Origin of the sequence: Pseudomonas sp. 5Ae-yellow, assembly GCF_014077575.1 — a bacterium.
In the GTDB taxonomy this organism is placed as follows: domain Bacteria; phylum Pseudomonadota; class Gammaproteobacteria; order Pseudomonadales; family Pseudomonadaceae; genus Halopseudomonas; species Halopseudomonas neustonica.
Genome location: NZ_JACGWE010000036.1, coordinates 1 through 13058 on the forward strand (window position 1 = coordinate 1; position 13058 = coordinate 13058).

Here is a 13058-nt window from a genome sequence, read left to right on the forward strand (position 1 = left end):
ACTGTGGATCACGTGGGATGATGACCTGGTGGTTGTAGCCCTGAACCAGTACCTGGTCTTCGTGACCTTCCTGGAAGATGTTGCCGACGGAATCTTCGGTGAAGGTACCGGCGGTGATCAGGCCCTGTTTGGTGCCTTCGATGGTGAGATAAGCGGGTGTTGGCATGGTGCTCTCCTTGCTTGAGATTAGGTGCCGGTGATGTCCGGCTGCCCAATAACAAACAAGAGCTGTGCCAACCGCATAAAACCAATACAAATCAAATAGTTAAATAACAACCAACGTCAGCTAAAAGGGCTTTTGTGACAGCCATCACAGAAGATTGCGCAGAAAGCTGCGCACCGTTGTGCAGGTTATTGCGCACCGGCCTGAGGGCCTTGGTTGCTGAGGGCTGGGGCGTAATGGGCAGCGGGGATTGGCGTGCGGGTTGCGCAAGTTCTTGCCAGCGCCACGCATCGCTTAACGCTGCGCCGCGACCAGAGCACAGAGCTCGGCGACACCTTCGACTACCTGTGTTGTGGGCCGGACCAGGTGACCGCCAGGCAGCACATAAAGGTGGTTATCAGCGACAGCCTTGAGCTCAGGGAAGCGGCGCCACTCATCCAACCAAGACTTAGCCACTGCGGACTGCCTCGCCAACACGATGATCACATCCGGATTCGCTGCCAACACCCCTTCCCGGCCAACCTGCGGCGCTAGCCCCGGCAGGTCAGCAAATACGTTCTGACCGCCGCAATAGTGCAACGCATCCGACAACAACTGCTCGCCAGCGACGGTGTAAATGGGATTATTCCAGAGCTGGATAAACACCCGTGGCGTGGGTAAATCAGCCGATGGCTTTAGCGCCTGCAGCTGCTGGCGGTAGTCTTGCAGCAGCTCGCGGGTACGCTCGGGCTTGCCGAGCAACTGCCCCACCGATTGCGTGACACTGGCAATCTCGTCCAGGCTTTGCGGATCAAATTGCGCTACCTGAATACCCCAGCCACGCAGGCTTTGCAGTAGCTCGGGGGGATTACCAGAGGTCCAGGCTAAAACCAGATCAGGTTGCTGCGCGACTATGCTTTCAGCAGACAGAGCTTGATAGGCACCAACGCGCGGTACCTGCGCCAGCTCGGGCGCCAACTTGCCATCATCGAGCACACCGACCAGTTGATCACCCGCGCCCAGCAGCAAAGTCATATCGGTAAGAAAAGGAGCAAGGCTGACGACGCGTTGCGGCGCTGCCTGCGCACCGATACTGAGCAGACAGGCCAGCAGCGTCACACACAGGCCGGGAACCAGCCTGAGCGCCATTTACTGGACCCAGGCCGCCGGCGGACGATAAAGCAGCATGGCGCCGAGACTGACAACCACCAATAGCAGCAGCGGGATCAGCTCACCCGTGCAGAAGAAGTGAAAGACGCCAATAAAACCGGGCAGTTCTGCCGCCAACAGACCCAACATCTGTTCACGATGCAGCACCGACCAGGCCGCTTGCGCGCCCTCGTCATTGCCCAGGCCTTCCGCCTGAATCAGCGCTCGCTTGTAGCGCCGGAAGCGCCACAGGGTAAGAAACAGACTAGCCATGGCCAAGGTAAACAACGGGATTGCGGCAGACTCGTACACCCCGTTCCAATCGCCCATCAACCAGATGATGACCAAGGGGATCAGCAGCGCACTCGCCGACTGCATGCGCCAAACCGTACGCAAGGTGCGCCACTGCGGCTTCGCATCAAACATCATCGGGCTCCGCTTCGGCCTGATGCAACTGGCCGAGCATGTGCCCGAGCTTGCCGGCCTTGGTCGCCAGGTACTTGGTGTTGTGTGGGTTTCTACCAAACTGCAACGGCAGCCGCTCCGCTACTTCGACACCAAACCCCTGCATAGCCTTGACCTTGCGCGGGTTGTTAGTCAGCAGTTTGAGACTATTGATGCCAAGATGCGCCAGCATGGGCTTGCAGATGCCGTAATCGCGCTGATCCGCGCCAAAGCCCAACAGCTCGTTGGCTTCAACGGTATCAGCACCGCCGTCTTGCAAGTGATAAGCACGGATTTTGTTCATCAAGCCAATGCCACGGCCTTCCTGGCGCAGGTACAGGAGCGCGCCACGGCCTTCTTTGGCAATGGCGGCAAGTGCCGCTTCCAGTTGAAAGCCGCAATCGCAGCGCAGGCTGAACAGCGCATCGCCGGTCAGGCACTCGGAGTGCAAACGGCCTAGCACCGGCTCACCATCGGCCACGTTACCCATGGTCAGGACGACATGCTCCTTGCCGGTCTCCTCTTCGAGAAATCCATGCATGGTGAATGTGCCCCACTGGGTGGGTAGCTGGGATGACGCAATAAAGGTGACGGTCACACCGGTCTCCTGTGCAGCTGCTGCATAAAGGGGCAGCTATATTAGCAGGAGAACGCCCCTCCGGCGATCTTCAAGACGCGTGAATCAGCCCGATGAATAACGCAGGCCCAGGTAAAGCCCGCAGAAAACCTTAATACTTGCGCTCAAGCACCAGAGTACTGCCCTGATCGTCCATACGCACGCGGTTCAGCCAGCTCATGCCAAGCAACACATCCGTTGGAAAGCGGCCTTCGAGCACCAGGCCATCGATGCCGTTCAGCTCGATATCGCCTACTTTGACGCGATCCAGACGCACGCGATACGCCTTGACGTTCGCACTGGCAGTGCTGGCCCGCACTTCAGTCCCTGTCACCAGAAAGTCGATACCCAAACGGCGCGCCTGAATGGCATTCATGGCCACGCTGGTGGCCCCGGTATCGACCATAAACTGCACGTTTTGACCGTTGATTGAGCCATTCGCAATGAAGTGCCCGCCCTCACCGCGCGCAATACTCACGCGCTGCGTTTCACGCTCGGCAAAACCCTGCGTGTACTCGCGCTGCAGCCCATACTGACGCCGCTGGCCATTGATGCTGATGGTCGCGCTCTTGCTGTCGGCAGAGATCAATGTCACCCCGTCAGGCCCCGGCTTGCCGACGCGCAGCATGTGCCGCTGGCCATCGACATTGACTACCGCGGCATTCGCAAACAGCCCCACCACTCGCACTTCAGGCTCGGCCCAGGCAGAGCCCACAACAACGGCCGACAGCAACACCGCGGGCAGCAGGCGCTTGGCACCCTTGAGAAGAGTCGTGGCAGCACTCGGCATGCGTGTATCCTTTTCAGCGGCCGCCTGCCTGCAGATGCAGCAGCCTCGATTAGTGTCTTGCCTAGACCATAGCCAATAGGTATTCGCCAAGCAACAGCACGGCTAATGCCATGATGCCGGCAATGATGTCATCGAGCATGATGCCAAGGCCGCCGCTAACGTGGTGATCAATCCAGCCGATCGGCCAGGGCTTCCAGATATCGAAGAGACGAAACAGCAAAAAACCCGCTATCAGCCAGAGCCAGCCAACCGGCGCCAGCCAAAGCGCAATCCAGACACCGACAAACTCGTCCCAGACAATACCGCCATGATCGTGTACACCCAGGTCAGCAGCAGTGCGGTGACATAACCAGATACCCACTAGCGTGCTCAATAGCAACACCAGCGCATAACCGCCCGGTGGCAGTTGCTGCCAAATAAGCACAAAGGGCATTGCGGCGAGAGTACCCCAAGTGCCCGGCGCCTTGGGCATGGCACCGCTGCCAAAACCAAAAGCCAGAAAATGAATGGGGTTACGCCATACTGAAGCGGGCGCGCGTTCATATGAGTCAGTCATTAGCACTCCTGAAATGTTGATAACCACGCTCGCCAGCCACCGGCACATAGCCCTTGCCGACATCCAGCAACACACCACTGCCGGCATGCACGCTGCCGATCACGCTAACCGCATGCCCCGCCGCTCGCCACTGCGCAATACGCACTTTCTCCCTGGCCGGGAGCGTAAACAGCAGGACGTAATCATCACCGCCGCGCAGCATCCAATCCAACTGCTGCCGAGGTGCCCAGGCCGATAGCGCCTCACTGCCGGGCAGTTGCGCTGCGTTGATATGCAGCGCCACGCCACTAGACTCAGCGATGTGCTCGGCATCAGCCAACAGGCCGTCTGAGATGTCCAGACCTGCGCTGGCAACCCCGCGCAATTGCTGACCCAGCAACAGCTGCGGCTGCGGTCGCCAGAAACGCTGCTGCAGATAATCCTGACCGGCGATTGCTAGCCCGGCCGGCAACGACTCACCTTGTACTACGGCCAAGCCTGCTGCGCCGTCGCCCAGCGGACCACCGACACAGAGTAGATCGCCGCCGCGCGCGCCAGAGCGCGTAAGCGCCTGACCCGCAGGTACCTGACCGAGCACTGTGACGCCAATATTCAGCGGGCCGCGGGTGGTGTCACCACCAATCAAATTGATAGCGAAATCACGCGCTGCCGCAGCCAGGCCAAGCGAGAACGCCTGCAGCCAGGGCTCATCAACCGTAGGCAGGCTCAAGGCAAGCGTAAAGGCAAGGGGAGTCGCCGTCATAGCGGCAAGATCACTGACCGCAACGGCTAGCGCGCGGTAGCCAAGTTCAGCGGGAGGGTAACGCTCGGGAAAGTGGACACCCGCCAACAGGGAGTCGGTGGACACCACCAATTGCTGACCGGCAGCCAGTTGCAGCAGCGCGGCATCATCACCGATACCCAGCGCAGTGGCGCTGGCATCGGTGGCGCGCTCAAGCTGAGCGGTGCGGAAATAGCGGCCAATCAGCGCGAACTCATCCAGTGCCATGCCCGCTCTCCCCGGCCGCTATCAATACTACTTGTTGCGTGCGGCGCTGACCTCGGCCTTACGCAGACGCGGAGCCAACTTATCGAGAATGCCGTTTACGTACTTGTGGCCATCGGTAGCGCCAAACGACTTGGCCATCTCGATCGCCTCATTGATGACAACGCGATAAGGCACATCGATTCGCTTGAGCAGCTCGTAAACGCCAATGCGCAGCACGGCCAGCTCAATCGGGTCGAGCTCTTTGATATCGCGATCCAGTACGACACCCAACTCGTTGTCGATGTCGCCCAGATTGCGCGGTACGCCAGTCAGCAGCTCATGGAAGTACGCACTGTCAACCTTGCTGAAGTCATTATCGGTGCGGAACTGCGCCTCGATATCGGACAGCGCCTGATCCGCCATGTGCCAGGAGTAAAGCGCTTGCAGCGCCAAACTACGCGCCTTACGGCGAGCGGATGCCTTGGGGCGACCTGCTGCCGGTTGCTGCTCGAGGTTGTCCACTCAGGCCTCCAGCTGCTTAATCACGCTGACCATCTCATAGGCTGACATGGCCGCTTCTGCGCCCTTGTTGCCCGCCTTGGTGCCGGAACGCTCGATGGCCTGCTCGATGCTGTCAACGGTCAGTACGCCGAAGGCAACCGGAATACCGTATTCCAGCGAGACCGAACCCACGCCTTTGACGCATTCGCCAGCGACGTATTCAAAGTGTGGCGTGCCACCGCGAATGACGGCGCCCAGGGTGATGATGGCGTCGTACTGCTTCAGGTCAGCGACTTTCTTCACCATCAGCGGGATTTCAAACGCGCCCGGTACACGAACGATAGTGATGTCGGACTCTTTCACGCCGTGGCGCTTGAGTGAATCTACGGCGCCCTCTACCAGGCTCTCGACGACAAAGCTGTTGAACCGGCCAACAACCAGTGCATAGCGGCCTTGGCCAGTTACAAAATCGCCTTCGATGGTACGGATAGCAGTCATGGGCACTCTCTCTCAATTAAAGAACCGGCAGCGCGCAGGGCGCTGTCGTGAATCAAAGCGTTTATTCGCAGGGCAGATATTCTACTACTTCCAGGTCGAAACCGGATATGGCATTGAACTTCATCGGTGCCGACAGCAGGCGCATTTTACGCACACCCAGATCACGCAGAATCTGTGAACCGGCACCAACTGTATTGTAGGTCGAAGGGCGGCGTGGCGCCGCTTTGCCTTCACCCAGGTTGCTGACATGCGCCAGCAATGACTCGGAATCCACCTGGTTACCCAGAAGCAAGACCACGCCGGTGCCTTCAGCCGCCACACGGCGCATGGCATCCTGCAAACTCCAGCGGCCACCCTCAGGTACCAAAAACAGATCGCGCAACGGGTCTACGTTGTGCACCCGAACCAAGGTTGGCTCTTCCGGTTGGATATCACCCAGGGTCAGCGCCATGTGCACGACATCGTCGGTGCGGTCGCGGTAGGCGACCAGACGAAACTCGCCCAGCTCGCTCTTCAACACCTTCTCATCGGCTCGCTCGACCGTGCGCTCATTCAGCAGACGGTAGTGAATCAGATCGGCGATGGTACCGATTTTCAGATCGTGCTGTTTGGCAAAGGTCTCCAGATCAGGGCGACGCGACATGCTGCCGTCGTCGTTCATGATTTCGCAGATTACCGCGGCCTCGCCAAAGCCGCCCATGCGCGCCAGATCACAGGACGCCTCGGTATGACCGGCCCGCGCCAGCACACCACCAGGCTGCGCCATCAGCGGGAAGATATGGCCGGGGCTGACGATGTCATCCGCCACCGCATTGGCCGCACCGGCGGCTTGCACCGTACGCGCGCGGTCAGCCGCAGAGATACCGGTACTGACGCCCTCGGCGGCCTCGATCGACACGGTGAACTTGGTGCCAAAACCCGAGCCGTTGCGCTGCACCATCAAGGGCAACTTGAGGCGCTCGCAGCGCTCCAGGCTCATTGGCATACAGATCAGGCCACGGCCATAACGTGCCATAAAGTTGATGTGCTCGGCCTGGCAGGCCTCGGCCGCCATGATCAGATCACCTTCGTTCTCGCGGTCTTCGTCATCCATCAGGATGACCATCTTGCCCGCGCGAATATCTTCAATCAGTTCTTCAATGCTGTTCAGTTTCATCCGGCCCTCCGAGGGCTGGTTAATCAGGATTTGAGAAAACCATTCTCGGCCAGAAAGGCCATGCTGATACCGCTGGCAGTCGGCTCTGCGGCCTTTTCGCCAAGCAGCAGACGCTCCAGGTAGCGAGCGATCAGGTCAACTTCCAGGTTGACCGGGCTACCATTCTGGTAATCGCCCATGATGGTTTCCTGCAGGGTGTGCGGCACTATATTCAGATGGAAGACGGCGCCCTCCACGGCGTTCACGGTCAGACTGGTACCGTCGACCGTAATGGAGCCTTTCTCGGCAATGTACTTGGCCAGTTCAGCCGGCGCCTCGATACGGAAGTGCCAGGAACGAGCATCTTCCTGCATGGACAACACCTTGCCAACACCATCCACGTGCCCGCTGACCAGATGACCACCCAAGCGTGTGGTTGGCGTCAGCGCCTTTTCGAGATTCACTCGGCTGCCCGGTTTGAGGCGCGACAGCGCAGTACGGCGAATAGTCTCCTGACTGACATCGGCCCAGAAGCCGTCGCCCGGTAGTTCAACGGCGGTGAGACAAACGCCATTCACGGCAATGCTGTCACCCAGCTTGACGTCGCCAAGATCCAACTTGCCGGTCTTGACGTACAAACGCACGTCGCCACCACTGGGCTGCATGCTTTGAATCTGACCAACTGCTTCGATGATGCCGGTAAACATAAACTGCCTCGTACTTGATCTGTGCTGGTCAGGCGACCAGCAGACCCAACCCGTATACGGCGATAAAGCCAAAGGCGAAGGCCAGCAACAACAGGCCAAAGCTACGCAGGTAGGTAATGAATGTGAGGCCGGGCATCTTGCTCATGGCAACGATGCCGGCAGCGGAACCAATTATAAGCAGGGAACCACCCACACCGACAGCATAGGTCAGCCCCATCCACTCGGCAGCGTTCATCTGCAGGTTTGCCTTGAGCAAGGCTGCAGTCAACGGCACGTTATCAATCAGCGCAGAAAGCATACCCATCAGGAAGTTGGCCAGCATCGCCGGCATCACGTCATACAGTGACGTCAGGCTCTGCAACGTACCGATAAACTGCAACATGCCCACCAGCAGCAATACGCCAAGGAAGAACAGCAGCGTCTCGAACTCGATAACGCGGATGTATTCCAGAATGGGGTCGTTGTCGATGTCTTCATTAAAAAAGCGCGCGATCAGGAACATCAGCGCCAGCCCGGTGAGGAAGGTCAACACCGGCGGAATCGCAAAGAACAGGCTGAGCAGAATGGTCGCGACAATGGTCAGCAGAAAGAGCGCACCAATCAGCTTGTCGACACCGCGCAACTCATGCAGTGCGTTCTTTTCAATCACCACCTCGTTATTCAGCCCCACCGACAGCAGCGCCGCCAGCAGGAGTACCGCCAGCAACGCCGGCGCGCTGAGCAGCAGCAAATTGGTGATCTCGACCTTGTCGGCCATGAAGATCATCAGCGTGGTGACGTCGCCGGTGATCATCGCCACGCCGCCGGAGTTGACCGCAAACACCACCAGGGTGGCGAAGCGCAGCATCTTGCGCAGCTCAAGATTGAGGCTCAGCACCAGCGCGACCGAGACCAGCGTGGCGGTAATGTTGTCGGCAATCGAGGAAAATACAAAACAGAACACACCGGTCAAAAACAGCAGTTTTCGCTCGGTAATCCGGCCCGGCAGGATGCGATAGATGATGTTTTCGATCAGGCCCTTCTTGTTCAGATAGGCCACGAAGGTCATGGTCGCCAGCAGGAATAGCCAGAGACTGGCAATATCCGTAATGTTCTCGTTCAGCGCGCCCTGCACTCGCCCACGCATCGCCTCATCCGGCGCGGCGATAAACAACACCATCCATGATAGCGCGCCGAACAGCAGCACCACCTTGGCCTTGTTTACATGAATGACTTCTTCTAGCACCACGCCCAAAAAGGCGACTACCGCCATCACCAGTAGCAGTATCTGTACGCTGCTTTGCATTGTTTTACACTCTCAGGAAGGGAAAATCGGGCGTGCGGTGATGCGCCAGTCCTGGCCTATGGCTCGCATATCGGAAACGGCGACATCCATCGCCTCGCTCATGCTCTCGAAAGGGAGCTGCATCAAGGGGCGCGCCTGGCTTCCCAGCAGGCGCGGCGCCATATACACAATCAGTTCATCTACCAGGCCGGCACGCCAGAAGGCGCCCGACAGCGCCGCGCCGGCCTCGACCAGCACCTCGTTGCAGCCGCGCTCGGCCAGCGTGCGCAGCACGGTGGGCAAATCCACCTTGCCCTCTTCACCGGGCAGCGCCAGCAACTCGCTGCCGATGGCCTGATAGGATTCGGCGGCCTGCTCGGCACTGGTGCTGATCACCAGTGTGGGGCCGGTCTCGCGGAAAAAACGTTGATCCAGCGGCACGCGCCGCAGGCTGTCGATCAATACCCGCAGCGGCTGACGCTGCACCGCGGCACTCGCCTCGTCAGCGGGCAGACCCAGTTCGCTGGCACGCACGGTCAGCGCCGAGTCATCCAGCAATACGCTGTCGGCGCCGCTGATCACGGCGCCGCTGCGCGCCCGCAGGCGCTGCACATCGGCCCGCGCCGCGGGGCCGGTAATCCATTTGCTTTCGCCGCTGGCCATCGCCGTGCGGCCGTCCAGACTCATGGCCAACTTGACCCGCACCCAGGGCAAGCCCTGCTGCATGCGCTTGATAAAGCCGGGATTCAGCTCCCGCGCCTGAGCCTCCAACAAGCCGCACTCTACGCGGATGCCGGCGTCTGTCAGACGCTGCAGACCTTGCCCGGCGACCAAGGGGTTAGGATCCTGCATGGCGGCAACGACGCGGCTGACGCCGGCCTTGATCAGCGCATCGGCGCAGGGCGGTGTCTTGCCGGTGTGGCTGCAGGGCTCCAGGGTGACGTAAGCGGTGGCGCCGCGCGCCTGCTCGCCAGCCTGCGCCAGGGCGTTGACTTCCGCGTGGCCTTCACCGGCTTGCACGTGCCAGCCCTCACCCACAACCTGTTCACCCTTCACCAGCACGCAGCCGACGCGCGGATTTGGTTCAGTGGTATAGAGTCCACGGGCAGCCAGCGTCAGCGCGCGGCTCATCCACTGTCGATCAGCAGGATTCCACTCAGGCATCGGTATCATCCTTTTCCCGACGCGACAGACGCTCGATCTCTTCGCGGAACTGATTCAGATCCTGGAAACGGCGATACACAGAGGCGAAGCGAATATAGGCCACTTCGTCGAGCTGCTTCAGCTCGCGCATGACCATCTCACCCACCACCATCGCCTTGACCTCACGCTCGCCAGTGGCGCGCAATCGGTGCTTAATGTGGCCGATGGCGGCCTCAATCTGCTCAACGCTAACCGGGCGTTTTTCCAACGCACGCTGGAAGCCGGCACGCAGCTTGTCTTCGTCGAAGGGCTGGCGCCGACCATCCTGTTTGATGATACGCGGCAGCACCAGTTCAGCGGTTTCGAAGGTAGTAAATCGTTCCTGGCAGGCAAGACATTCGCGACGACGACGCACCTGGTCACCCTCAGCCACGAGGCGAGAGTCGATCACCTTGGTGTCATTGGCGCCACAGAATGGACAATGCATGTAAGATTTCCCGGACGGATAACGGATAAAAGCGGCCTACATCTTACTCTTTTGTAGGCCGCGATAAAAATGTATCCGTAGGTTTCAGCCGTCAAACCCGCCGAAAAGAAGGCGAAGCAGCGGGTTTTCGCGTCAGGCAGGAGCAAACTGCTCGCGCAGACGGCGTTTGGCGACCTTGCCGTTGTCATCGCGCGGCAGGCTATCGATCAGCTCAACACGGCGTGGCACCTTGTATCCAGCCAACCGCTCACGCACATGCTGCCGTACCTGTTCTGCGCTCAGCAACCCTGCGGGTGCAGCCACTACCGCCATTAGCGATTCGCCGTACTCCGCATCGGGGATACCCACTACCGCGCAATCAATCACCCCAGGCAGAGTAATGAGTACATGTTCGATCTCGGCCGGATAGATATTGACGCCGCCGGATATCACCATGTCTGACTGACGATCGCAGACGTAGAGATAACCTTCTTCATCCAGATAACCAATATCACCCACGGTTGCGAGGTCATCCAGGCCCGCCTTTTGCCGCGCGGTATCGTTATTGAGATAGGTGAAGTCCGGCACCGCTGGCTGACGCACATAAATCACGCCTGGCTCGCCCTGCGGGCAGTCGTCACCCTGCTCATCCACGATGCGAATACGCGTCTCACCAATCGGCAAGCCCACACTGCCGGGCTTGCGCCGTGCAGAGACTGGGTCCTGGATAGTGATCATGCCGGTTTCGCTAGAGGCGTAGGTTTCATAAATCACCGGACCCCACCAGTCGAGCATCGCCAGCTTCACGTCCGGGGCGCAGGGCGCGCCGGTAGAGGCGACAAAGCGAACCGACGATAGATCGTATTTTGCCCTCGTCTCGGCCGGCAGGCGCAGCAAGCGCACATACATAATGGGCACCAGAAATACCGTGTCGATCCGGTACCGCTCAATCAGCGCCAGCGTCTGCTCGGCATCAAAACGCGGCATAACCACCATGAGTTCGGCCTGCAGAATCGACTGCTGCGCAAAAGAGCTGGGCGCGCTGTGATACAGCGGCGCCGACACCAGCGTACGCACGCCTGGCTCGATACCCCAGGCCGCCCGCGAGAGCCCCCGCATGGCAGCAGCCATGGCTTCACGTTCTTCCGGTGCCGGAGCCAGGCGCTTGACGCCTTTGGGTCGACCAGTAGTACCTGAGGTGTAGGCCATGTGGGTGCGCGGCGTGCGCGGCTCACCGGCATAAGCAGACTGTTCAGCCAGCCAGGCCTCATAAGGTAGGTATCCGGCGGCAAGACCACCCTCGACGCCATTGACCAGCACTGTCACTCCATCAGGGATGGCGCCTGCCAGGTCATCGAGCAGATCAGCCTCGACCAGAAATACCTTGGCCGCCGAGTCCTGCAACAGAAAGGCCACCTCATCCGCCTTGAAGTGCCAGTTGATCGGACAGTAAAAACAGCCCGCCGTCTGGCAGCTCTGAATCGCATCAATAAACGCCGGGCCGTTACGCAACATGACGGCGATCACATCGCCGTCTTCCACGCCCAGCCGCGCCAGGCCGCCAGCCAGCTGCAAGGCGCGCTGGGCAACCTCATCGCCACTACGATCCAGTTCGCCGCAGATCAGACGCGCCGTCATGCCTGCTCACCATAGGGGCTGGCAATTGCCTGCATGCGTGCACGAGCGCTGGCGTATTCCTGCTCCAGCTTGCTGACTGCTTCGGCGGTGGAGGTGATGGCGCCAATACTGCCCACACCCTGACCCGCGCCCCAGATATCGCGCCATGCCTTGGTTTTACTGCTGCCGCCAGAGCCAAACTTCATGGTGCTCTTGTCGCCCTCAGGCAGGTTGTTTGGATCCATCCCCGCCTTCTGGATACTGGGCTTCAGGTAATTGCCGTGCACACCGGTAAACAGATTGCTGTAGACGATGTCATCGGCACTGGTATCAACCAGCATCTGCTTGTATGCCTGATCGGCATTGGCTTCATGGGTGGCAATAAAGCGCGTGCCCATATAGGCCAGATCAGCGCCCATGGCCTGGGCCGCGAGAATTTGCTCACCCTTGGAAATCGAGCCGGAAAGAATGATAGGGCCGTCATAGAATTCGCGAATTTCCGATACCAGCGCGAAGGGACTCAACTGCCCGGCGTGGCCACCCGCGCCAGCGCAGACCAGAATCAGGCCATCTACACCGGCCTCGATTGCCTTTTTGGCGTGTTTTACGTTGATCACATCGTGAAATACCAGCCCGCCATAACTGTGTATGGGCTCCACTACGTCGTTGGGCGCACGCAGGCTGGTGATGATGATCGGCACCTTGTATTTCACGCACATTTCCACATCGTGCTGCAGCCGGTCGTTACTGCTGTGCACAATCTGGTTAACCGCAAAAGGTGCAACCACCGCCTCCGGGTTCTGCGCCTTGTACTCAGCCAGCTCACGGGTAATGCGCTCAAGCCACACATCCAGCTCTTCGGCGGGACGCGCATTCAGCGCAGGAAAAGAACCGACCACACCCGCCTTGCACTGGGCAATCACCAGGTCAGGGTTGGAAATGATAAACAGCGGCGAGCAGATGACAGGCAGTTTAAGCGAATTTTGCAGAACGCTGGGTAGACTCATTATTGTTCTCCTTGGGCTAAGCCTTATTAGATCGAGCGGCAACAGGGCCAGAGTAT

The 13058-nt window shown here is 59.4% G+C and carries 16 protein-coding genes; all 16 read right to left on the minus strand.

Annotated features, from left to right (window positions below):
* A partial coding sequence (tssD, locus tag H4J77_RS15840) for a type VI secretion system tube protein TssD (protein WP_182249151.1) occupies positions 1–166 on the minus strand: 166 nt, incomplete at its 3' end.
* A 291-nt stretch (positions 167–457) separates the two neighbouring features.
* Positions 458–1291 carry a cobalamin-binding protein gene (locus tag H4J77_RS15845; RefSeq protein ID WP_123891212.1) on the minus strand — a complete coding sequence of 278 codons (834 nt, stop codon included), beginning with the start codon at positions 1289–1291 and terminating at the stop codon, positions 458–460.
* The gene (locus tag H4J77_RS15850; protein WP_182249377.1) at positions 1292–1717 is read right to left on the minus strand and encodes a hypothetical protein; all 426 of its coding nucleotides are present in this window, start codon (positions 1715–1717) and stop codon (positions 1292–1294) included.
* Positions 1710–2333, minus strand: coding sequence for a GTP cyclohydrolase II (gene ribA / locus H4J77_RS15855; protein WP_123891210.1), 624 nt, complete (start codon positions 2331–2333; stop codon positions 1710–1712). The genes H4J77_RS15850 and ribA overlap by 8 nt, the downstream gene beginning before the upstream one ends.
* 130 nt (positions 2334–2463) lie before the next feature.
* On the minus strand, positions 2464–3141 hold the full coding sequence (locus H4J77_RS15860) for a TIGR02281 family clan AA aspartic protease (protein WP_182249379.1): 678 nt from the start codon (positions 3139–3141) through the stop codon (positions 2464–2466).
* 61 nt (positions 3142–3202) lie between these two features.
* Entirely contained in the window at positions 3203–3697 is a 495-nt protein-coding gene (locus tag H4J77_RS15865) for a phosphatidylglycerophosphatase A (protein WP_182249381.1), read from the minus strand.
* The gene (gene thiL, locus H4J77_RS15870) at positions 3690–4685 is read right to left on the minus strand and encodes a thiamine-phosphate kinase (RefSeq protein WP_182249384.1); all 996 of its coding nucleotides are present in this window, start codon (positions 4683–4685) and stop codon (positions 3690–3692) included. The genes H4J77_RS15865 and thiL overlap by 8 nt, the downstream gene beginning before the upstream one ends.
* A 27-nt stretch (positions 4686–4712) precedes the next feature.
* A complete protein-coding gene (gene nusB, locus H4J77_RS15875) occupies positions 4713–5186 on the minus strand; it encodes a transcription antitermination factor NusB (RefSeq protein WP_123891206.1) in 474 nt (157 codons plus the stop codon).
* The gene (gene ribE, locus H4J77_RS15880; protein WP_123891205.1) at positions 5187–5663 is read right to left on the minus strand and encodes a 6,7-dimethyl-8-ribityllumazine synthase; all 477 of its coding nucleotides are present in this window, start codon (positions 5661–5663) and stop codon (positions 5187–5189) included.
* Between the two features lie 61 nt (positions 5664–5724).
* Positions 5725–6819, minus strand: coding sequence for a bifunctional 3,4-dihydroxy-2-butanone-4-phosphate synthase/GTP cyclohydrolase II (gene ribBA / locus H4J77_RS15885; RefSeq protein ID WP_123891204.1), 1095 nt, complete (start codon positions 6817–6819; stop codon positions 5725–5727).
* A 23-nt stretch (positions 6820–6842) separates the two neighbouring features.
* Positions 6843–7505: a riboflavin synthase gene (locus H4J77_RS15890; protein WP_123891203.1), complete on the minus strand. Its 663-nt coding sequence runs from the start codon at positions 7503–7505 to the stop codon at positions 6843–6845.
* A gap of 28 nt (positions 7506–7533) precedes the next feature.
* Positions 7534–8790 carry a sodium:proton antiporter NhaD gene (gene nhaD, locus H4J77_RS15895; RefSeq protein WP_182249386.1) on the minus strand — a complete coding sequence of 419 codons (1257 nt, stop codon included), beginning with the start codon at positions 8788–8790 and terminating at the stop codon, positions 7534–7536.
* Between the two features lie 12 nt (positions 8791–8802).
* Entirely contained in the window at positions 8803–9933 is a 1131-nt protein-coding gene (ribD, locus tag H4J77_RS15900; RefSeq protein ID WP_259364891.1) for a bifunctional diaminohydroxyphosphoribosylaminopyrimidine deaminase/5-amino-6-(5-phosphoribosylamino)uracil reductase RibD, read from the minus strand.
* Complete coding sequence (gene nrdR, locus H4J77_RS15905; protein ID WP_123891201.1) at positions 9926–10399, minus strand: transcriptional regulator NrdR; 474 nt, start codon at positions 10397–10399, stop codon at positions 9926–9928. Before nrdR ends, ribD begins: the two co-directional genes overlap by 8 nt.
* Positions 10400–10531: 132 nt before the next feature.
* A complete protein-coding gene (locus tag H4J77_RS15910; protein ID WP_182249388.1) occupies positions 10532–12016 on the minus strand; it encodes an AMP-binding protein in 1485 nt (494 codons plus the stop codon).
* Positions 12013–13002 (minus strand): nitronate monooxygenase family protein, encoded by a 990-nt coding sequence (locus tag H4J77_RS15915; protein ID WP_182249390.1) that lies wholly within the window; start codon positions 13000–13002, stop codon positions 12013–12015. The genes H4J77_RS15910 and H4J77_RS15915 overlap by 4 nt, the downstream gene beginning before the upstream one ends.
* Positions 13003–13058 lie beyond the last annotated feature (56 nt).

What these genes read in the sequence shown, in the direction of transcription:
- H4J77_RS15845 (WP_123891212.1), bottom strand. Translation starts at nt 1,291, where the DNA reads ATGGCGCTCAGGCTGGTTCCCGGCCTGTGTGTGACGCTGCTGGCCTGT.
- H4J77_RS15850 (WP_182249377.1), bottom strand. Translation starts at nt 1,717, where the DNA reads ATGTTTGATGCGAAGCCGCAGTGGCGCACCTTGCGTACGGTTTGGCGC.
- H4J77_RS15860 (WP_182249379.1), bottom strand. Translation starts at nt 3,141, where the DNA reads ATGCCGAGTGCTGCCACGACTCTTCTCAAGGGTGCCAAGCGCCTGCTG.
- H4J77_RS15865 (WP_182249381.1), bottom strand. Translation starts at nt 3,697, where the DNA reads ATGACTGACTCATATGAACGCGCGCCCGCTTCAGTATGGCGTAACCCC.
- thiL (WP_182249384.1), bottom strand. Translation starts at nt 4,685, where the DNA reads ATGGCACTGGATGAGTTCGCGCTGATTGGCCGCTATTTCCGCACCGCT.
- ribE (WP_123891205.1), bottom strand. Translation starts at nt 5,663, where the DNA reads ATGACTGCTATCCGTACCATCGAAGGCGATTTTGTAACTGGCCAAGGC.
- ribBA (WP_123891204.1), bottom strand. Translation starts at nt 6,819, where the DNA reads ATGAAACTGAACAGCATTGAAGAACTGATTGAAGATATTCGCGCGGGC.
- H4J77_RS15890 (WP_123891203.1), bottom strand. Translation starts at nt 7,505, where the DNA reads ATGTTTACCGGCATCATCGAAGCAGTTGGTCAGATTCAAAGCATGCAG.
- nhaD (WP_182249386.1), bottom strand. Translation starts at nt 8,790, where the DNA reads ATGCAAAGCAGCGTACAGATACTGCTACTGGTGATGGCGGTAGTCGCC.
- ribD (WP_259364891.1), bottom strand. Translation starts at nt 9,933, where the DNA reads ATGCCTGAGTGGAATCCTGCTGATCGACAGTGGATGAGCCGCGCGCTG.
- nrdR (WP_123891201.1), bottom strand. Translation starts at nt 10,399, where the DNA reads ATGCATTGTCCATTCTGTGGCGCCAATGACACCAAGGTGATCGACTCT.
- H4J77_RS15910 (WP_182249388.1), bottom strand. Translation starts at nt 12,016, where the DNA reads ATGACGGCGCGTCTGATCTGCGGCGAACTGGATCGTAGTGGCGATGAG.
- H4J77_RS15915 (WP_182249390.1), bottom strand. Translation starts at nt 13,002, where the DNA reads ATGAGTCTACCCAGCGTTCTGCAAAATTCGCTTAAACTGCCTGTCATC.